Annotated in this window: 17 protein-coding genes; 9 read left to right on the top strand and 8 right to left on the bottom strand. The window is 52.3% G+C overall.

From position 1 onward, the window contains the following. The first annotated feature begins 391 nt into the window (after positions 1-391). Positions 392-676, top strand: coding sequence for an FmdB family zinc ribbon protein (locus tag JWJ90_RS08530; RefSeq protein ID WP_205226792.1), 285 nt, complete (start codon positions 392-394; stop codon positions 674-676). A 206-nt stretch (positions 677-882) separates the two neighbouring features. Here JWJ90_RS08530 and queA read toward each other — a convergent pair whose 3' ends face one another. After that, complete coding sequence (queA, locus tag JWJ90_RS08535; protein WP_205226793.1) at positions 883-1,986, bottom strand: tRNA preQ1(34) S-adenosylmethionine ribosyltransferase-isomerase QueA; 1,104 nt, start codon at positions 1,984-1,986, stop codon at positions 883-885. Between the two features lie 327 nt (positions 1,987-2,313). Here queA and mqnB point away from each other — a divergent pair, with 327 nt between their 5' ends. The 5 genes from mqnB (at position 2,314) to JWJ90_RS08560 (ending at position 6,794) form a co-directional block, all read left to right on the top strand. Continuing rightward, positions 2,314-3,009, top strand: coding sequence for a futalosine hydrolase (gene mqnB, locus JWJ90_RS08540; RefSeq protein WP_205226794.1), 696 nt, complete (start codon positions 2,314-2,316; stop codon positions 3,007-3,009). A 38-nt stretch (positions 3,010-3,047) separates the two neighbouring features. Beyond that, the gene (locus tag JWJ90_RS08545; RefSeq protein WP_205226795.1) at positions 3,048-3,884 is read left to right on the top strand and encodes a 1,4-dihydroxy-6-naphtoate synthase; all 837 of its coding nucleotides are present in this window, start codon (positions 3,048-3,050) and stop codon (positions 3,882-3,884) included. Then, positions 3,884-4,486 carry a molybdenum cofactor guanylyltransferase gene (mobA, locus tag JWJ90_RS08550; RefSeq protein WP_205226796.1) on the top strand — a complete coding sequence of 201 codons (603 nt, stop codon included), beginning with the start codon at positions 3,884-3,886 and terminating at the stop codon, positions 4,484-4,486. The genes JWJ90_RS08545 and mobA overlap by 1 nt, the downstream gene beginning before the upstream one ends. A gap of 224 nt (positions 4,487-4,710) precedes the next feature. Further along, entirely contained in the window at positions 4,711-6,060 is a 1,350-nt protein-coding gene (gene gdhA / locus JWJ90_RS08555; protein ID WP_205226797.1) for an NADP-specific glutamate dehydrogenase, read from the top strand. Next, complete coding sequence (locus tag JWJ90_RS08560) at positions 6,057-6,794, top strand: arginyltransferase (protein ID WP_205226798.1); 738 nt, start codon at positions 6,057-6,059, stop codon at positions 6,792-6,794. Before gdhA ends, JWJ90_RS08560 begins: the two co-directional genes overlap by 4 nt. Positions 6,795-6,873: 79 nt before the next feature. Here the strand turns inward: JWJ90_RS08560 and aspS are convergent, their stop codons facing one another. Continuing rightward, positions 6,874-8,661: an aspartate--tRNA ligase gene (gene aspS / locus JWJ90_RS08565; protein ID WP_205226799.1), complete on the bottom strand. Its 1,788-nt coding sequence runs from the start codon at positions 8,659-8,661 to the stop codon at positions 6,874-6,876. 97 nt (positions 8,662-8,758) lie between these two features. Further along, on the bottom strand, positions 8,759-10,039 hold the full coding sequence (gene hisS, locus JWJ90_RS08570; RefSeq protein ID WP_205226800.1) for a histidine--tRNA ligase: 1,281 nt from the start codon (positions 10,037-10,039) through the stop codon (positions 8,759-8,761). A 288-nt stretch (positions 10,040-10,327) separates the two neighbouring features. Between hisS and JWJ90_RS08575 the strand changes: the two genes are divergently transcribed. From JWJ90_RS08575 to JWJ90_RS08585, 3 genes are read left to right on the top strand one after another with little or no spacing between them, the layout of a single operon-like run. Continuing rightward, the gene (locus JWJ90_RS08575; RefSeq protein ID WP_205226801.1) at positions 10,328-11,305 is read left to right on the top strand and encodes an NAD(P)H-dependent flavin oxidoreductase; all 978 of its coding nucleotides are present in this window, start codon (positions 10,328-10,330) and stop codon (positions 11,303-11,305) included. An 8-nt stretch (positions 11,306-11,313) separates the two neighbouring features. Beyond that, positions 11,314-12,705 carry a polynucleotide adenylyltransferase PcnB gene (gene pcnB, locus JWJ90_RS08580; protein ID WP_205226802.1) on the top strand — a complete coding sequence of 464 codons (1,392 nt, stop codon included), beginning with the start codon at positions 11,314-11,316 and terminating at the stop codon, positions 12,703-12,705. A gap of 40 nt (positions 12,706-12,745) precedes the next feature. Next, complete coding sequence (locus tag JWJ90_RS08585) at positions 12,746-13,480, top strand: endonuclease/exonuclease/phosphatase family protein (RefSeq protein ID WP_205226803.1); 735 nt, start codon at positions 12,746-12,748, stop codon at positions 13,478-13,480. Positions 13,481-14,035: 555 nt separating this feature from the next. On the opposite strand, the gene pgeF is transcribed toward JWJ90_RS08585, so the two are convergent. From pgeF to holA, 5 genes are all read right to left on the bottom strand, one after another. Beyond that, positions 14,036-14,794: a peptidoglycan editing factor PgeF gene (pgeF, locus tag JWJ90_RS08590; protein ID WP_205226804.1), complete on the bottom strand. Its 759-nt coding sequence runs from the start codon at positions 14,792-14,794 to the stop codon at positions 14,036-14,038. Between the two features lie 72 nt (positions 14,795-14,866). Beyond that, positions 14,867-16,300, bottom strand: a complete 1,434-nt coding sequence (locus tag JWJ90_RS08595; protein ID WP_205226805.1) for a DUF3373 family protein — start codon at positions 16,298-16,300, stop codon at positions 14,867-14,869. 236 nt (positions 16,301-16,536) lie between these two features. After that, complete coding sequence (clpA, locus tag JWJ90_RS08600; protein ID WP_205226806.1) at positions 16,537-18,822, bottom strand: ATP-dependent Clp protease ATP-binding subunit ClpA; 2,286 nt, start codon at positions 18,820-18,822, stop codon at positions 16,537-16,539. A 79-nt stretch (positions 18,823-18,901) separates the two neighbouring features. Next, positions 18,902-19,219 carry an ATP-dependent Clp protease adapter ClpS gene (clpS, locus tag JWJ90_RS08605; RefSeq protein ID WP_205226807.1) on the bottom strand — a complete coding sequence of 106 codons (318 nt, stop codon included), beginning with the start codon at positions 19,217-19,219 and terminating at the stop codon, positions 18,902-18,904. Positions 19,220-19,520: 301 nt separating this feature from the next. Beyond that, positions 19,521-20,882 (bottom strand): DNA polymerase III subunit delta, encoded by a 1,362-nt coding sequence (holA, locus tag JWJ90_RS08610; RefSeq protein WP_205226808.1) that lies wholly within the window; start codon positions 20,880-20,882, stop codon positions 19,521-19,523. Positions 20,883-20,889: the final 7 nt, after the last annotated feature.

A 20,889-nucleotide genomic window follows, 5' to 3' on the forward strand; every position in this document is an offset into this window, starting at 1 on the left:
TAATTGCAATATTATTTTTTTATTTATTTGCAATAAAAGGGGGAAGGGTAGGAGAGTGCATTTCTCCTTTACTCGTTGCAGGGTGTTTTGACAGATTTTTGCCTGCTGATTGTAAAAGTCTACCTAAAGGGTGGTGGGGTGAACCGTTCTTGTTAAGTACCAGGCAGGTTCATCCCCATTTTGTCTTTTTCCAAAGAGCTGAGAGTGCGCCACTCGCGCTTTGTAAGCTCCTGAGTTTACGATGGGGGATTTTCGAGTCGTGTCCGTTTTACTCGGCTATCAAATTTGGGGGCAAGAGTTGACAGGTATAGGCGAAGGCATTACTTTCATCCTGTTTGCAAATACGGTCGTTGTTTTAACCTGAAAATATAGAGTGTCGTGAGGTGGTTTGATGCCTGTCTATGAGTACGAGTGTAGTGGGTGTAAAAAAGTGTTTGAAATTCAGCAACGTATTGCTGATGCGCCCTTGGAAAAATGTCCCGAATGTGGTGCTGCGGTCCGTAAGTTGATTTCCCGGAGCTCGTTTCAGTTAAAAGGTGGTGGCTGGTATTCCGACGGCTACAGCAGCTGTTCTGGAAGCGTTGGTAATGAATCTGGCGGATCGAGTAACTCCGGCAGCGGTGGTTCTTGCGCTGCAGGTGGAAGCTGTTGCCAGTGTCCAGCGGCTACTAACTAGTGTTTATCCAGAAATGAGCAATTTTTTGTTCAGGAGCAGGGGCAACCGCTCGAGTGTCTGAACCCCGTCCCCGTTGCTGGATCTGAGTAAAAAATAATTGTTTCTGGATGGGCATTAACGAGTGTAAAAGCCCCATGTTTTGACCCGGTCTTAGGCCGGGTTTTTTTTATGGGGGCGAGCAAACGTCTGGGACGTGTTGGTGCTCTTTAGCCCTCTGTAATAATTGCCATGGCATCGCCATAGGAAAAAAAACGATAATTCTGCTCGATGGCCTCCTGGTAGGCCGCAAGAATGCGTTCTCGTCCCGCGAGAGCTGAGACGAGGAAAAGCAGCGATGATTTTGGCAGGTGGAAGTTTGTGATGAGGTTATCGATTACCTGAAAAGAAAATCCTGGGTAAATAAAGAGATCGCATTCCCCTGCCATTGCCTGCACCACACCGGTTTTTTGGGCGGCAAACTCAAGGGTCCGCACTGTGGTGGTCCCCACTGCCCAGATACGGCTTGCTGCGGCTTTTTTTCTGTTGATGAGCGTAGCTGTCTCCTCGCTGATCTCAATCCATTCCCGGTGAATGCGGTGCTTGCGAATATCTTCAGTTCGGACCGGGGCAAAGGTGCCGTAGCCGACATGAAGAACAACCTGGGCCACTTCCACCCCAAGTGCGCGTATCTCGGCAAGCAGGTCATCACTGAAGTGGAGACCTGCAGTGGGAGCTGCAACGGAGCCGGTCTCACGGGCATAGCGTGTCTGGTAGCGATCGATATCTTCAGCCAGGCTTCCCTCGGGCCTGCTGATATACGGGGGCAGGGGCACCTGTCCCTGGGATTGTAAAAGTTCTTCAAGTGATGCATGTTCGCCAAGTCGGTACTGCAGGGTAACCTCCACCTTCCCTTCTTCCGTAAAAGTATCGACACGAGCCTGCAGATTGTCGCTAAAGAACAGGATACTGCCTATTTGGGGCCGCTTGGAACTTTTGACCAGAGCGAGAGCCGTTGCGTCCTGCCAGGTTTGCCTGGTGTTTTCTGCGGGAAGCTGGTGGGGGAAATGCAGAAGAAAGAGCTCGACCTTGCCACCGCTTTCTTTGCGTCCAAGCAGCCGGGCAGGAAACACCTTGGTGGCGTTGACAACGAGCAGGTCGCCTTTGCGCAGGTACTGGGTAATATCGGCAAAGTGCCCATGCTTGGATTCGTTTGTATTCGACTCCAGAATCAGCAGTTTGGATTGGTCCCGCTCTGTCTCGGGAAATTGGGCAATGCGATCGGCTGGGAGCTCGTAATCGTAGGCATCAAGTTGGTAGATGTAATCAGTCATGCTTGCCTCGTAAAAAGCATGGGGCTTGAGAAGAGCGCTTTTTTTACCCTTTGCATACCCTTATAGTCTTTCGGCGATCGGGAGCAAAGGTAACGCTTCAGGCCCCTGTAAAAAAAAGGAACCCTGTTGTTCATAAACTGTCTGCCTGCATGCAATGATTGGAGAACGTTTATTTTTGCGGGAACGGAACAGGGAAGAAACTGCAGGGGTGGTTACACAGAGTGATTTTCTTGCAAAGGGGGCTAACCTACTTTACATTGCCCAAAAAGTCTTGGCCAAAAGACACTCATATAAAGAAAGATGGTGGCGGAGAGATTCTCCGCGAATGTGCGACTGTTTCCACGGTTTTTGTTTTCCATGATTCTTGTAACTGCTGCAACCAGGTTTGAACTTGATGTCTTTCTTGCCTCCGTGCAAACGAACACCGGGTGGTGTTCGTTGCTTACTGGTATTGGTCCGGTGGAGAGCGCCCTGCAAGTGACGGATTTTCTCGCCCGCAGTCAACAGCCATTTGAGGTCGTTATCAATTTTGGGGTTGCGGGAGCCTACATTGGCAATTCCGCTGGGGCCGGTCTTCTGGATATCTGCCTCGCTGAGCGCGAGGTTTTAGGTGACCTGGGTATCTGTACTGGGGAGCAAGTGATTCCGCTTCGTCTTCCGGCCCTGGAAATTATGGATTCGTTTTCTCTCGACAGCCCTGAGCTGCAACGTACGGCCAGTCTGCTGGGCACAATGGATCTTTCCTGGTATCAGGGGAATTTTATCACGGTCAACGGGACCAGTGGTACCCGCAGACGAGGCGATGCGCTAGCCAGGCAACATGATGGTCTCTGCGAAAATATGGAGGGGGCCGCAGTGGCGCGGGTCTGTCGCCATTTTCAACTTCCTCTTATAGAGCTGCGCTGTATATCCAACCTGGTGGAAGACCGTAATCCCGACAACTGGTGTCTGGTCGAAGCCTGCCAGCGCTGCGGCCAGGTGGTTGCAGCGGTTGTCCAGGCGTTGGCCTGCCCTGCAGCCTGAAGGGGGCTCGATTTTTACCTATCATCAAGGATTGACTCATGTCTGATACCGCGGCCCTCTCTCTGGGCTTTTCTCCCTGTCCCAACGACACCTATATTTTTAATGCCCTTGTTCATGGAAAGGTGTGTGCAAAGCAGATTCAGCTGCAGCCACCAATGCTTGAGGATGTGGAAACGCTCAACAGTTGGGCTCTGGAGCAGCGGCTCGATGTCACCAAGCTTTCCTTTCACGCCCTTGGACATGTACTTGATGAGTATGCCCTGTTGCCCTCGGGCGCCGCTCTGGGAAGGGGCTGCGGGCCTTTGCTGATCACCGGCCCCACTGCACCGACCAAACCTTTGAGCCAGTGGAAAATTGCCATCCCCGGTCGTCTGACCACGGCGGCCCTGCTGTTGCGTCTGTATCATCCCGCCTGCGAAAATTTGGTTGTGTTGCGTTTTGATCAGATCATGGAAGCTCTTCTTCAGGGACAGGTTGACGGCGGTGTTATTATTCATGAGAGCCGTTTTACGTATCAGACCCTGGGGTTGAATTGTGTGCAGGATCTGGGGCAGTGGTGGGAGTCCACCACGGGCCTGCCTATTCCTCTGGGGTGCATCGTTGCCAGGCGGAGCATCGATGAGGACCGTCGTGCTGAACTTGGGAGGGTGATACGTGAGAGTATTCTTTGGGCCGATGCCAATCCCCAGGCCTGCCTCCCTTATATCCAAGAGCACAGCCAAGAGATGGCACCTGAGGTGGTCAATAGTCATATCGGACTGTACGTTAACGAATTTTCAAAGGATCTTGGTAATGAAGGGGGTGCCGCGGTACGGGAGCTGCTCGCTCGAGGTGCTGAGATTGGTCTGTTTCCCCGTCATTCCACGCTTTTTTAATGGATACAACACAACAGACGTTGACTCCTGTTTGGGGTTGTGTGCTCATTGGCGGAAAATCAAGTCGTATGGGGACTCCAAAACACCTGATTGTACAGGATGGGCAGACCTGGGTTGAGCGCACGGTCAACATGTTGCGCCGCAGATTCGATCAGGTCGTTATTGCCGGAGCGGGCGAGGTTCCCTCTTCGCTTGCGTCCTCTCCGCGTATAGAGGATGCCGCCGGTATTGGTGGCCCCCTTGCTGGCATTTTGGCTGCTTTTCGTGCCTATCCCCAGGTTTCGTGGCTGGTGGTTGCCTGTGATCAGCCTGATATCTCCTTTGAGGCTATTGATTGGTTGCTTTCCTGCAGGGCGACCGGAGTGTTGGCCGTGCTCCCAGATATTGCCGGTACAGGCCGGGTTGAGCCCCTGCTTGCCTACTATGATCGTAATATAGCATTGATTCTTGAGGCTATGGCTGCGCAGGGGCATCGGCGCATGAATCGATTACAGACAATTTCTGGTGTAAAAACACCAACTCCCCCTTCAAATCTTCACGATTCCTGGCACAATATCAATACACCCATAGATTTGGCCCAGTCACAAGGGCATCTTGAATAATTGCTTTTTCTGCCAATCCCGACGTCATACGTAAAATTTTACGCAATCCTTGGCCTTGATTGAAAAATCTAATTATTCAAGACACCCACAAGGATATCTTCCCTGAATCCGTGAGGATATATCGCTTCAGTTTCGCCTTTTCGCCAAAGGCTGATTACTGTGAACGGGAGCACCCTGTTTCGGATTCAGGTGTCCCCCCAACCTCTCATCGTTAAGGATGACGCATGGAACAAGTTCTAGCCACAGTTCTCCAACGTGACCCAGAACAACAGGAATTTCATCAGGCCGTTACAGAGTTTTTGGAAACTGTGAAGCCGGTGCTCGATCGACATCCGGAGTATCGTAATTTTGCCGTTCTTGAGCGTCTGGTTGAGCCGGAGCGGATGATCATGTTTCGGGTACCCTGGATGGATGATCGGGGGAGGGTGCATGTGAATCGCGGCTATCGGGTCGAGATGAACTCAGCCATCGGTCCCTATAAAGGAGGCTTGCGCTTTCACCCTTCGGTGAATCTCTCAGTGATCAAATTTCTTGCCTTTGAGCAGGTGTTTAAAAACGCGTTGACCACCTTAAGCCTTGGAGGCGGCAAAGGTGGGGCTGATTTTGATCCCAGAGATCGCTCTGATACTGAGGTGATGCGTTTTTGCCAGTCGTTCATGTCCGAGCTTTTTCGTCACATTGGCGAGGATACGGATGTTCCTGCCGGTGACATCGGGGTAAGCGGCCGGGAAATCGGGTTTCTCTTTGGTATGTACAAAAAGCTGCAAAATAAATTTACCGGCGTGCTCACCGGAAAAGGGGTGAGCTGGGGCGGAAGCCTGATCCGGCCGGAGGCGACCGGCTATGGCGTTGTCTACTTTGCCTCGGAGATGCTCACCCTGATTGGGCAGACCATGGAGTGCAAGCACTGTCTGATCTCCGGTTCAGGCAATGTGGCCCAGTATACTGCAGAAAAAGTATTGCAGCTTGGGGGGCGGGTGCTGACCATGTCCGACTCATCGGGGTATATCTTTGATGAAGAAGGAATTGATATTGCCAAGCTTGAACACCTGAAAGAGTTGAAGAATGTCGAGCGGGGACGTATTGAAAAGTATTGTCAGCGCTATCCGCATGCAGAGTATGTCCCGGTTGATCCTGATCTTGATTATAATCCACTCTGGCAGCACGAGGCGGACTGTGCCTTTCCCGCAGCAACCCAGAACGAGATTAATGCCAAGGATGCACAGCATCTGGTGGAGGTGGGCGTGAAGTTGGTCTGCGAGGGGGCCAATATGCCCTGTGTGCCGGAGGCAATCAGCCTTTTTGCGGAAAATGACGTGCTTTTTGGTCCGGCCAAGGCGGCCAATGCCGGTGGGGTGGCGGTCTCTGGGCTGGAGATGGCGCAGGATGCTATGCGTTTGAGCTGGACCCGGGATGAGGTTGACACCCGGCTGCGTTCCATTATGGAAAAAATTCATCAGACCTGTGTCGATGCTGCCGCCTATTACGGGCACCCCGGTGATTATCTGGCCGGGGCCAATATTGCTGGTTTTGTCAAGGTGGGCAATGCCATGCTGGATCAGGGCGTTGTATGATCGGTAAGGAACAGGGACAACAAGGAAATCGTTTCCCGGTGTTGGGCGGTCTGGAACGCTACTTTGTCAATGCAGTGGCCGAATGCCCTTATGAGCAGCAGGATCGAGCCATCTATCACCAGGCGGTGCTTGCTCAGGTTGATGACAGGAGCATGGGACACCTTCTGGCTCTGGGATACCGGCGCAATGGCAACTGCATGTACAACATGCGCTGTCCCAACTGTTCACTCTGTGTGCCCATTCGTCTTCGCCCTGAACGGTTCCGTCCCAACCGCAATCAACGAAGGGTGTGGAATAAGAACCGTGATGTCAGTGTGGAAATCGCCCCGCTGACCATGTCCAAAACAAATTTGAGCCTGTTGCAACGGTTTCTTTCTACCCGCTTTCCCAAGGGGCAATCCAGTGCGGAGAGCTACTATGCTGGTTTTTTTATTACCAGTATCAGTCGCTGCTTTGAGATTCATTACAAGCTTGAAGAGAGGCTGATCGGTGTTTCTATCGTGGATGGCTCGGGGGATTGGCTTAATGCGGTCTATTTTTTCTTTGATCCTGATGAAAGCTGGCGAAGCCCGGGAACCCTTAATATTTTGGCTTTAAACCGTATCTGCTTGCAGCATGAGATGAAATATCTCTACCTTGGCTACTGGATTGATGGTCATCAGGGAATGAGCTATAAGAGCCATTTCAGGCCACATGAGGTGCTCATAGATGGACGGTGGCAGGAGCGAAGCTGAAGAGGGGGCTCGAAGATAAAAAAACGCTGGAATCGATACATCGATTCCAGCGTTTTTTGTCTTGTCGGATGGGGGGGATTTAGTTCTTTTCCTTCCAGTCCGGTCGTAAATGCAACTCGGTGAGCTGCTTGCGGGCAACGGAAGAAGGTGCCTCGGTGAGCGGACAGGTTGCCTTCTGGGTTTTGGGAAAGGCGATAACGTCACGGATGGACGAGGAGCCGGTCAAAAGCATCATCAACCGATCCACACCAAAGGCAATGCCTCCATGGGGCGGGGCTCCCAGCTCAAGGGCGCGCAGGAGGAAACCGAATTTTTCCTGAGCTTCCTCATCACCGATCCCCAGGGCCTTGAAAACGGTTTTCTGCATCAGGGGACTGTGGATACGAATCGATCCACCGCCGATTTCGTTTCCATTGAGCACCAGGTCGTAGGCACGGCTCTTGACCGCGCCGGGATCGGATTCAAGCAGTTCCATATGCTCCTCAAAGGGGGCGGTGAACGGGTGATGGACCGCAGTATAGCGCTTCTGGTCCTCGTCGTACTCAAGCAGCGGAAAGTCGGTAACCCAGAGGAAATTAAACGAGTTTTCGTCAACCAGCTCCAGCCGGCGTGCCAGTTCCAAGCGCAACTCAGCCAGTACCTGATGGACCACACCGGGCTTATCGGCGCCAAAGAGGATCAGGTCGCCAGGCTGGGCATCCAGGGCCTGAGCCATGGCGTTGATTTCCTGCTCATTGAAAAATTTGGTGATCGGCGACTGCCACTCATCTTCTTTGATCTTGATCCAGGCCATGCCCCGGGCACCGAAGCGTCCGGCATAGTCGGTGAGGTCATCCAGATCTTTACGGGAGAAGTTAGCGCATCCTTTGGCGTTGATCGCTTTGACTACGCCGCCTTTGGCTATTACGGTTTCAAATACCTTGAATCCGCATCCGCGCAGGGGCTCGGTCAGGTCGACCAGCTCGAGGGCAAAACGGGTATCGGGACGATCGGTGCCAAAGCGGCGAATGGCCTCATCGTAGGGCATGCGCTGGATCGGCAGTTGCGGCTCATGCCCGCGAATCTCCTTAAACAGGTTGAAGATCATACCTTCAATGATGGAGATGATTTCCTCTTCGCTGACAAAGCTCAGCTCCATATCGATCTGGGTAAATTCGGGCTGACGGTCGGCGCGAAGGTCCTCGTCGCGGAAACATTTGACGATCTGGTAGTAGCGATCCATGCCGGAGATCATCAGGATCTGCTTGAAGAGCTGGGGGGACTGCGGCAGGGCAAAAAACTTACCGGCATGCACACGGCTGGGGACCAGGTAATCACGGGCACCTTCCGGGGTGGACCGGGTCAGCATCGGGGTTTCAACCTCAAGGAACTCGTTGTCGTTGAGGTAGTTGCGAACGGTCTGGATTGCCTTGTGGCGCAGGATCAGGTTGTTGGCGACCTCCGGACGGCGCAGATCCATGTAGCGATACTGCAGGCGCAGGGTATCGGAGATTTCAACCTCCTCGTCAAGCGGGAAAGGCGGGGTCTCGCTGGTGTTGAGAATGCGGAGCTCATCAACATAGACCTCAATGGAACCGGTGGGCAGTTTCGGGTTTTCCATGTCATCAGGGCGCTTGCAGACACGACCGCGAACGGCAATGACCCACTCGCTCCGCAGCTTGTGAGCCTTGGCGTGCACCTCGGGGTTAATCTCAGGGTTGAAAACCACCTGGGTGATACCCCAGCGATCACGCAGATCGATAAAGATCACGCCGCCATGGTCGCGGCGACGAAGGACCCACCCCATGAGAATGGTTTCCTGCTCCAGACAATCTGCATTCAGGTCATTGCAAGTGTGTGTGCGCCGTAGCGCGCCCATTGATTCCATAATCTATCTCCAAAAATAAATCGGATCGAAGGTGTGGATCCGGGAAAAGCTCTTTGTTCAGGTATGTGAACCTCACCATAGTGGTGATTTAGGTCTTTCAGGCAGGATCAGTCGTTTCCTTGAGCAGGCTGCGCAACCGTTCGCTTTGTTGGGCGCTGGATCCACTTAAATCAAAAGGATTCTGCTCCTGGGAAGCCATGTTGCGTAAAATGGCCTGTTGTTTGGCGAGCTCGTCATCCCCCACAATGAGGGTGTAACGGGCGTTGACGCGGCTGGCCTGTTTGAGTTGGGCTTTTAAGCTGCGACCGCTGTAATCAATAGCTGCCTTGATCCCCTGCAGCCGCAATGCGTGTGTGAGTTTGGCGCAGGTCGTCAAAGGTTCCTGGCCCAAGGCAGCGATAAAAATATCCATCTGCTCAACAGGCAACTCTTTCTCCTGCAGCTGTTCCATGAGCAGGGCTATGCGCTCAAGACCCATGGCAAAGCCAATGCCCGGAAGCTTTGGGCCGCCCAGCTGTTCGATCAACCCATCGTAGCGGCCACCCGCTCCCACTGCTGCCTGGGCGCCCAGATCGGTGGTCAAAAACTCAAAGGTGGTGCGGGTGTAATAATCGAGCCCGCGTACCATGAAGCGGTTGATGCTGTAGCTGATCTCCAGTCCATCAAGTGCCTGGCGTACGTCAAGGAAATGCTGCTCGCAGTCGGGGCAGAGGCAATCAAGCAGCGATGGGGCATCGGCAACCACCGCTTTGCAACCTTTTTGTTTACAATCAAGCACCCGCAATGGGTTGGTATGGGTCCTGCGCCGACAGTCATCGCAGAGTGAGTCGCTGACCTTTTCCAGGTAGTTCACCAGCTGCTCTTTAAACGGTGGCCGACAAACGGGGCAGCCAAGGGAGTTGATCTCAAGGCTGGTTTGGATGCCCAAAGTATCTAAGAGCATCTGGCCCATGGCGATGAGCTCAGCATCAATCTGGGGCTCGACAGCACCGATGATTTCGGCATCAAGCTGATGAAACTGGCGTAAGCGTCCTTTTTGCGGACGCTCGTGACGAAACATGGGTCCAATGGTGAAAAGTCGCTGCACCGGACGCTGCACGTGCAATCCATGCTCGATAAAGGCGCGCATTATAGAGGCCGTGGCCTCGGGGCGCATGGTCAACCCTTTATCGACAAAGGTGTACATCTCTTTTTCCACTACATCGGTCGCTTCGCCAATAGAGCGGACAAAAAGTTCTGTTTTTTCCAGAATTGGCAGCCGGATTTCACGCATTCCGAAGCGTTCAAAGGTGTTTCGGGCACATTCTTCAATGTACCGCCAACGGATTGCTGTTTCCGGAAGAATATCTTTAAAACCGTTAATCGCTTGAATCTTCAAGGAAAACTCCTGTTTTTCGGCGAGCTGCCGGGGAGGCGTCGCTCGGACTCCAGTCAAATATCACGAAAAATTTAGAAATGTACTCGTAAAACGGGTGAAAAGTCAAGCCGATGTGGTTGTATTGTGGTAGAATGCCAACACGTATCTGCTTTTTTGATTTCTTTTTTGTGCATAGCCAAAATGCTGGTGCTCAAAAGAGCCGAAGTTACGCATTTCTCCACGCTCTTTCGCTTGGGGGACAGACAAAGAAGCAGTATTTTTTATATATCAACAGATGAAGAGGCTTGAATGAAACTGCCAGAATTGAAAATTGGATCCCTCATCGCTAAAATTCCCATTATCCAGGGAGGGATGTCTGTACGTGTATCGACATCGGCACTGGCCATACCTGTGGCTGAGTGCGGTGGTATCGGTACCATAGGTGGCTCGGGAATCCCTGTTCCTGAATTGCAGGAAGATATCCGCAAAGCTAAAGAAGCCACCAAGGGAATCATCGCAGTGAATATCATGTATGCCATGCGAGATTTTTATGACCTGGTTATGGGGTCAATTGAAGCGGGCGCTGATATGATTATTACCGGCGCGGGTTTTTCTCGCGATGTATTTAAAATCGGCAAGAAATTTAATATTCCGATTGTCTCCATCGTCTCCTCTCCCGGCTTGGCCAAGCTTGCAGAAAAGCTCGGTGCAGCGGCCGTAATCGTTGAGGCAACAGAGGCCGGTGGGCATCTGGGAACTGAGACTCCGCTGCGAGATCTTTTTCCCTCCATCCGCAAGGTAGTGAAAAAAATTCCTCTGATTGCCGCCGGCGGGATCACCGATGGCTATGATATGGCAGAAATGATGGATAAATACGGTGCAGACGGTATACAGATCGCCTCCCGTTTCGTGCTCAGCAAAGAGTGCTCAGTCTCCGATGAGTTCAAGCAGGCTTTCTTGGATGCCAAAAAAGAGGATATTGTTTTGGTTTCCTCGCCGGTGGGCTTGCCAGGCAGAGCGGTCAAGACACCCTTTGTGGAGAAAATGCTGCGTGGCGATGATATCTCCGCAGACAAGTGCCAGTACAAATGCTTGAAAAAATGCAGCTACAAGTACTGCATCAGTGAGCGGCTGCACAATGCTCTGGTGGGGGATGTGGAAAATGGCCTGGTCTTCTCAGGTGCCAACACCTTCAAGATGAATGAGATCCTCTCGGTGCAGGAAATTTTTAACCGTTTTGTACAGGCAGCAGAGTCTGTGTACAAGGAGCCGGTCCCGCAAACCTGATGGGCGCCATGAGCCAAACAGCTAAAAACACTGCAACAGAGGCACCGTCTACAGATCCGGTGAAAGCCAGGGTTATTCCCGAATCGGAACACCCCATTCGGGAGCCCCTGCTTGACCGGGAGGCCTTGAAAGTCCTGTATCGCCTGCGTGATGCGGGGTTTAAAGGCTACCTGGTCGGTGGTGGGGTGCGCGATCTCTATCTGGGACGGGCTCCCAAAGATTTTGATATCTCCACCGACGCTCGTCCCGGTCAGCTGCGTAAACTGTTTCGAAACTCCCGCACGATTGGTCGGCGGTTTCGCCTGGTCCAGGTTTTTTTTCGCGGCAACAAGATCATTGAGGTTTCCACCCTGCGCTCAAGCAGTGAGTTTGATCTTAAGGGCGATGACGCGGTCCTGCCTTCCAATAACACCTTCGGGACCCTGGAAGAGGATGCCTTCCGTCGAGATCTGACCATTAACTCTCTGTTCTACGAGATCGAAAATCGGACCATCATCGATTATACTGGCGGGGTCACTGATCTGGACCAGAAGATTATTCGGGTGGTGGGGGATCCAGACCGACGATTTACCCGTGATCCGGTGCGGATGATGCGGGCAATTCGCCATGCGGCTCGGACCGGTTTCACCATCGAAGCACAAACCCTGGCTGCGGTTGAGCAACATCGGGAGAAACTTAAGCTCTGTCCTCCCTCACGAATCCGTGATGAAGTGCTCAAGGATCTCCAATCCGGGGCCAGCCTGGCCTGGGCAGAGCTGTGCAAATCCTCTAGACTTTGGGATATGTTGTTCCCGCTCTATGAACAGCCGCTGCAATCCCAAGACGGTGAGCGAATTTGGCAGGAGCTGTTACAGGTGTTTCGGGCACTTGATCGTCTCCATGACAAGAGCCGCAAAGAGCACAACATCAAAGTTCCTGAATTTTTCCTTCTGGCGACCCTGCTGCTCCCCTGGGCCTGTCGCCGTTACAACCTGCCGGAGGCCAATGTGCGTGGGCAGGGCTATCATCGTCTTTCCCGAAAGATTCGTGAAGATGTGGATCGTCATTTTGGGGAACCTTTCAATATTCAGCGTATGGCCAAAGAGGGGATGACCACCCTCTTGATCAACCTTTCAACCATGCATCATGCCCGTAAAATGGGGAGCTATCCCAAGTGGCTTAAGAAAAAGAGCTATTTTGATAACTGCTCACGTTTCTTCGACTTTTACCTGGAAACCCAGGGGGGCAAACCGGTGGAAGCCAAATCCTTTGTTGTGGAACCTGCGCCGGCAGAAGCGACCGAGGTTATCTCTGTTCCTGCCAGTACCAGTGATTCTGGGGCTCGGGGCCGTCGAGGAGTGAATCCGGCCTTCAGTTCCCAGGAACAGGGGGTGTTTGGGCTGCGTAAAGTAGAGCAATAGTGTCCCGCAGATGATGAACCAGTGGTGAGGGTGTCTGAGCTTGCGTTTTCTTCTCTACAATATCCGCTATGCTACCGGGCATGGACACAGTTTTCATTTCCCTTTTCCCTGGGCCGGATATCTACGCCACTCCCATAGTGTTCTGGAGCAAATCCTTGCCTTTATCAATACGGTCCAGCCGGATATTATGGGGTTGGTGGAGGTGGATGGAGGCTCATTTCGAACGAAGAAGCTTTGCCAGGCAGAGGTTATTGCCAGAGAGTTTGGCTTTTACCATGTGATAGAGACCAAGTACGGCTCAGGCTCCATGGTCAAACGGTTGCCACTGTTAAAAACCCAAGGCAATGCGGTACTGACGCGCATGCCTATAGTGAGTCACCGTTTTCATTATTTCGATGAGGGGGTCAAGCGGCTGGTGATCCAGGTTTGTACCGAGAAGTTGACTATCTTTCTGGTTCATCTTTCCCTGACCTACCGTAACCGCCAGTACCAGCTGGAGCGCCTCTATAAGCTCATTCGTGAGGTGGACCGGCCGGTGATCCTTGCTGGCGATTTCAATGCCCTTTGGGGCATGCGTGAGCTGGAGCTGTTTCTTGGGGCGACAAAGCTTATCAGCGCTAATCCCGAACGCAAGCCCTCCTTTCCCAGTCGCGCCCCCAAGCGGGAGCTTGATTTCATTCTCCACAGCCCGGAGTTGCGGGTTACCAACTTTCAGATTCCACCTATTACTTTTTCCGACCACGCACCGTTGATCTGTGATTTTGATTTTTGCTGAATCGATTTTTTTTGTTGTTTTGTGATTACTACTGAAACGGAGCTGCAATATTTGTCGCGGGTTAGGCTCGCTCTAAGGTCGAGGATAACTGAGGGACTGTAGGAGACGGGCCTTGCCCGCTAGCCATTTTTTCCTAAAAGGTAGCAGTCGAGTAGAGCGGGCACGTTGTTTGTTCTCACTGAAAACTCTTTCATTTCTACAGGTTCAGGATTTTTGTTTGGGGCTGGGAAAGCTTGGGTGTCACTGCGCATTCCGATCAATTGTCTAGTCTGGCCTCCTCGCCGGAGGGGCACCCTTTTCTTTGCTTGCCCAAAGAAAAGGGCGAAAAGAAAGGGCAGCCGCGCCGCTGAGACTACCCCGGCCGATGGAGTTTAAATCCGGCGAGGCAAAAACTCGCTGCGCTCAAACAGTTTGCCTCTTGTTCCGGCTTCAAACCCCACCGCCCGGCTCAGCGCCGATGGCTTTTCTCGTCCCCGAAAGGATCCTGTGTTTTTTCAAAGAACTCAAGGGCGGGATGCGCTACGTTCTTGTTTGGAATGTGTCTGCTTTTATCCTTTAGCCTAACTGGGGCAGTCCAATAAACGATCCGTTCCTTCCTGTAACCCCATCAGCGGTTTGCACGGCCCGGCGGTAAGAAAAGTACTCAGCAGTGCAGCGGGTGCAGATGGCTGCACAGTCAATATTTTCTGTTTTTACCCCCGCTTCCTCCAGTTGTTTTCTGCTGATCGCCCAAAAATCAAAATAGAAAGGTCGCACCTGATAAGCGTGCATCCATTCAGGGAGTTCACTCATAAAGTTGGTGAATTCAGCGCAGCAGGGACCAAGGGATGGGCTGATCACGGCAGTGAGTGTCTCCGGTTTGACCCCATGGTGTTCCTGCATGGCCTGAACGGTCTTGCCGATAATTCCCTGAACACTCCCCCGCCAGCCACAGTGGACTGCAGCGATAACCTGGTGTTGTTGTGCATACAGAAGAACAGCCTGGCAGTCAGCCTGTTGAATCAGCAGAGCCACGCCTGGAAGGTCTGAGATGATAGCATCATAGCCTTGAGGCTCTTGGCCAATATGTTCTTTGTTTGCCAAGAGGATTGCATCGCTGTGCACCTGATGCACCGAGATGAGTTGGGTCAGGCCGATGGCTGCCAGGGCCCGAACGCGATTTTCCTTCACGTTGTTGGGGACATCCCCCGCTCCGAGGTTGAGATTCAGTGTATCAAAGGGGGATGGGCTGATCCCGCCGAGACGGTTAAAACAGCCATGAGGCAGGAGGAGGCGAGAATTTTGATAGAAAGATATCGGTTCGGGGATATGCATAAGCGTCCGTCTAAAAAAATGGGGAAAGCCATAATGGCTTTCCCCACAAAGTTCGTTGTGCTGCTTGCCTGATTAGAAGTAAGCCTCAAAAGTCAGGTAGACCTGATGAGCGCTTTCAACTGCATCCATCCCTGCCCCCATTCCTGTAAGAGCTGCTGGAAGGTTCGGATCGTCAATGTCAAAGGGATACATAGTGTAGTCCCCACTTCCGGTATACTGGTAATCATAATACTGCCAACCAAGACGAACAAAAGTCTTGGCATATTTTGAAATTGCCTCGCCCGTGGGCAAATCATAGATCATATAGAGTTCATAGACATTACCTCGGGTTGCCAGTTTGGACTGATAAAGATCATCATGCCCCGGCGAGAAAGAGACCCAGTACTGTGAACCGTAGTTGTACTCCGCTCCGAGCTTCAGTCCTATATTATCCATGTCGTAACGGATACCTGCGTAGACTGAATATCCGTCTTCGCTATCAGTATTTGGGGCTCCAGCATTAAACATACCACTGCTATCTGGATCACTTCGGCTCCAACCACCCGCAATGAAGAAACTCAGGTCGTCGATTTTGTCCATGTACACCGCGCTGGTGTGAAACATGTTGCCAACATTTTTGCTTGGGGTTCCTGGATAGTCAAAGAGGTTAAAGGCTCCGAATGCCTGGATATTCATGAAGCGAGGCCCCTGCTGGAATACATCCCAGCTGATTCCAGCGAAATCGGTATCATCTAGTGGGGCTCCTGTATCCTCCTGGAGACCATTTTCAAAGCCTCGGCCGTAGCAGAAACGAATGCGCCCGGATCCAAGAGCATCGATCCCCCAGTCATAGGCATAGCCCAAAGAAATACCATCAAAAGGATAATCCATATAGGCAACTGGCGTAGCCATGCGTTCATCGGTACCCATGCGCAGTTGGGCGGGGGGACCATCGGAGGTGGGACGGCGGCCAATGGAGAACCAGACCGGCATGCCACCAATATTCGTCCAGTTGAGGTAAGCGCGATCAACGTAGAGTGCACTATCATTAGGTGTTCTAGTCGTATTGCCATCATAAATGGGATAACCACCTGCTAATCCCGTGGGAACATCTTGCATGCCCCAGACCTTATACATGGCCAATCGCCCTTTAAAAGTCAAATCTTCTGTCGCTTTGACCCGCATATTGAGACGTAAACGATTTGTCATAATTGTATCGTTATAGCGATCACTCAACACATAATCTGCATCGTAGTAATCCCCACGGGCACGGAAATCTCCGTTAAACTGAAAACGGGCGGCAAGATCCCAGGCGTCGGATCTCTCATCCATGTCGTCGACCTTGTCACCGTAGTCGGCCACAACCTCTTTCTGTTCGGCCATCTGTGCCCTCAACTCTTCAAGCTGTCTGGAGAGTTCTTCAATTTTTTGCTCCAGGTCTGCATTCCCAGCCCCGCCACCGGCAAGAGCCATGGTGGGCAGGACCATCATTCCTGCTATTGCCAGCATGGAAAATCGTTTAATCATCCCTCTCCTCCTATCTTATGAAACGCTGGTTGATGGTGGAAAAAATTATACATCCTAAATGGAAATAAATCACAATCCTGAATATAACTTCACAGTATCTTGTCTTTTTTTGAATGTCAATGAAGGAGTAGGGGGGAGTAAAAAAAATTGAACTTTTTGTGTGCGAATAAAAAAAACCCGCCAAATCCAAAAGGATTTGACGGGTTAGAAAAAAACAGCAGGATAAGTTTGATGAGCTATTTGTAACTGAACGTGGTCTTTCCGTTCTTCCGGCCAACCTTCGCCAGCCCTCCCTTAATCAGCTGCCCAAAAAGGATCTCTTCGGTGAGTACATCGCCGATCTCACGCATAATCAGGCGACGCAGTGGCCGGGCGCCAAAAGCGGGCTCGTAGCCTTCTTTGGCAAGCCATGCACGGGCAGCAGGGCTGAGTGAAATCTCCACCTTTTTGCTGGCCAATTGCAGCTGCAGCTCGCCAACCATCTTTTCGACGACCTTCTCCACCGTCTCGGGGCCCAGCGGGCCAAAGGTAATGGTCGCATCCAGGCGATTACGAAACTCGGGCGAAAACATATTCTTAATTGCCTTTTGCTCTTTACCGGAGCTGTCGCCCAGAAAACCAATGGTACGCTCGCTCATTTCACGGGCACCGGCATTGGTGGTCATAATCAGGATGACATTGCGGAAATCTGCACGACGCCCTGCATTATCGGTCAGGGTCGAGTGGTCCATAACCTGCAGCAGGATGGAGAAGACATCCGGGTGCGCCTTTTCGATTTCATCCAAGAGCAGCACCGTGTAGGGATGCTTACGGATCGCATCGGTCAGTAGGCCACCTTGATCAAAGCCCACATAGCCTGGAGGTGCACCGATGAGCCGGGCAACCGCATGTTTTTCCATGTACTCAGACATGTCGAACCGCTCAAAGTTCACCGAGAGCGAGGCTGCCAGCTGCCGGGCAACCTCTGTCTTGCCCACGCCGGTTGGACCTGCAAAGAGAAACGAGCCTGTGGGCGACTGCGGGTTTCCCAGTCCGGCCCGGGAACGTTTCACCGCCTTCACCAGGGCCTCAATAGCCTGGTCCTGGCCAAAGATAACCGATTTCAGGCTATCTTCGAGTTTGAGCAAATCATTGAGATCGCTGCCAGATTTACTGTTGACCGGAACACGGGCGATTTTGGAGACAACCTGCTCAATGTCGCGTACACCAATGGTGCGACCGGTTTTGCCGTTAAGACGGAAGAAGGCGCCCACCTCATCCATGACATCGATAGCCTTGTCCGGCAGAAAACGGTCGTTAATATAGCGATGGGCCAACTCTGCCGTTGCGTCAATAGCGGTCTTGCTGTAGCGGATATGATGGTGTTCCTCATAGCGTGGTTGCAGACCTTTGAGGATACGGCAGGTATCCTTGACCGAGGGTTCCTCTATATCGATTTTCTGGAAACGGCGCGAAAGAGCCCGATCCTTCTCGATATGGTTTTTATACTCCTCGTAGGTGGTGGAGCCAATGCAGCGGATCGTGCCAGACTGCAGTGCCGGTTTAAGCAGGTTCGAGGCATCCATGGAGCCGCCGCTGGTGGCGCCGGCGCCGATGATGGTGTGCATTTCATCGATAAACAAAATAGCTTTCTCTTTGCCTTCGATGGCTGCAACAACTTCCTTGAGCCGCTTTTCAAAATCACCACGATACTTAGTGCCGGCAACCAGAGTGCCCAGGTCAAGCATGTAGATTTCCGTTCCCTCGAGCAGATCGGGAACCAGCTTTTTAGGATCAGGTTTTTCTTCCTTACGGGCAAGTCCATCTTCGTGAATACGCAGGGCCAGGCCTTCTGCCATGGCGGTTTTGCCCACGCCCGGTTCACCGACCAAAAGTGGATTGTTTTTCTTCCGGCGACAGAGTACCTGCATCATACGTTTCAATTCAAAGTCGCGTCCGATGAGCGGGTCAATGGTGCCTTCCTCGGCGCGGCGTGCGAAGTTGACCGTAAACTCGTCCAAGGCATCAGAGGAGCGGTCCTGTCGTTTTTTAGAAGGTTGTGCCTGTCCACCGCCAGGTCCGGGAGGCGGCTGCTGATAGGGTTCTTTCTGCAGGTATTCGGGCAGGCCATGGGAGATATACTCCACCACCTCCATGCGGCCAACACCTTCACTTCCCAGAAAATACACGGCATGCGAGTCTGGCTCGGTGAAGATGGAGACCAGCACGTCGCCGGTGTCAACCTGTTTCTTGCCACAGCTCTGCACATGGCTGACCGCACGCTGGAGGACGCGATTAAAGGCAACCGTCTGGGCGGGTTCACCGTCAAGCTCTTTCATGATCGGCATGCCGGATTCGAAAAAGCGCTCCAGCCGCTCTTTAATATTCTGGTTGTTGCCACCGCACTTGTCGATGATATGCCGGGCAAGATCGTCGTGCAGCAAACCGTAGAGCATATGCTCGACCGTCACATATTCGTGGCGATGGTTTTTTGCTTCTTTGATCGCTTTAATCAGGGCAAGTTCCAGTTCTTTACTCAACATATGTATTTCCTCGTCGGGGAGTCATCCTCCCCTTGGATCCACGAATACCGGGGTACCCGTCTGGCTGTACTGCTTTATGTTAACTCTCCTTTTCCAAGGAACAGCGAAGGGGAAATTGATGCTGTTTAGCCATCTGGTGAACCGTCTCTACCTTGGTTTCTGCAATTTCCCGGGTGTAGACCCCTGCAATGCCAATGCCCTGGTGATGCACATTGAGCATGATTTGCGTGGCCTCTTCGGTGTTTTTGTGAAAGACCGTCTGCAGAACCATGACGACAAAATCCATGGTGGTATAATCGTCGTTATGCAGCAGAACCTTGTACTGCGGCGGTTCCTGTACGGCCTCCCGGTCGCTGGTTTCGAGTTTTTCCTGAACAATTGAATCTTCTTTTGCCATACCTCTACTCGATGGGATTACACTTTGTTCGAGGAATCAAAGTTGGTTATTCTCATTAAAAGACCTGAGAACAACGAGTTGTATGCTGTGGCCTTCGTTCTGTACGTCCTGTGAACTGCGGGTGCTCTTAAGAACAACTGTCTTGTTCTCGTATCAACACGTACATGACTCCCGTTAGAAGCGCCATGAATTATTGTATAAATCGAACGGGTTGGGTGCTTTTATTCGACTCAAATCATTTTTCTATATCAGTATTGTAATACCCGTCCTTGATTTTGCAAGGTTAGTCAAAACCCCTCAGTTATTCTTTTGAAGTTGCACGGCGCATCATCGAAAGCAGGAGATGCTGTAAGAGAATCTCGGGCTGCACGGGGGAGCCTTTCAAGCGCAGCTCTGCTTTCAACAACAGTTTCAGCCAGCGTCCCAGAAGTAGCAGGTTCATGGTGGAGGCGGTCTTGAACTGCATGTACAGTGCAAACGGATGCCCGCTCAATTCTTTTTTCCACTGCTCTCGTTCTTTGAGCCGGGGCAGGCAGGTATTTTGAAAAGCCTGGGCCGACATGGATCCCTGAAACCCTATTTCAGGCTGTTCCAACAAAGAGCGAAACAGCATCAGGGTGCGGACATAGTTGCGCAGGGTGGCCACCACCGCCAGGGGATGAATACCGTTTTCCTGGAGACGCTGGCCAATTTTCAGTGCCTGGGCCAGGTTCCCCGCCGATATGGCACCGGTGAGTTCAAAGAGGGCCTCTTGCCTGGTGCGACCAACAAGCAGATCCAGATCCTCGCGGGTTATCTGTCGTCGCTCCCCCACATACGCTATGACTTTCTCCAATTCCATGACCACCGCCACCGGATGGAACCCAACCCGCTCAAAAAGCAGATCCGTGAGCCCGGAAGCAAGGGTCTTGCCTTGTTTGGCCAGCGTCTGTTGCACCAGATCCTGTAAAACTGCTTTTTGCGCTTTTTGCGCTTTGGAACTGGCGCCGGTCTCCACGCTCATATCCAGGATGGACTGGGACTCCTTGAGTTGTTTAAAGAGTTTTTTGCGCTTATCCACATCCTCGGTGATGAGGATGAGGATATTGGACTGTGGCAGGCCGGATTCAAGTGTTGCCATAAGCGACTCAGCCGGATCTGCGGCCGCTTTTGCCTGTGTCTGAGCCTGGTCGGATCTCAGCAGCGAGGCGGTCCAGTTCAAATCGCCACCGGGTTTGGCAAAGCCAAACAAGTGTTGCCACTCACTAGCAGGCATGGTTGGGAGTTCTTCGTATTCGGCTGGAGTCAGGCCGCCGCTTTCAACGAAGGCGCGCAGGGCACGGGCGGCCTGTTCCTGCTTACCGGCAGCCTGCGCCTTCTGGGCTCGATCCCAGATGCTCTTTGCCACCTGTTTGGAGTGAAAGAGCCGGGTGTCGATGACTCGATAAACCTGGCGGCCAGGCAACAGGCTGAACCCACGGAGTTTTGCCAGGGTGGTCTGACAGTCTTCGCGATCCCCATCAATAGAGTGCAGGGTCCCTCCTGCTTGCAAGAGCACCTTCTCAAGCTGGTCAGAGGCGTTGCGGCAGAGATAGCGTTCGCCAAAGATCAGATAGACCTGGGTTGGGCCGCTCGCGGCTACAGCCATCATTTCCTCTGTTTTTTCACGGCTATAGAGCGGCATGGAGAGG

It is taken from the genome of Desulfobulbus rhabdoformis (assembly GCF_016919065.1).
Classification (GTDB): Bacteria; Desulfobacterota; Desulfobulbia; order Desulfobulbales; family Desulfobulbaceae; genus Desulfobulbus; species Desulfobulbus rhabdoformis.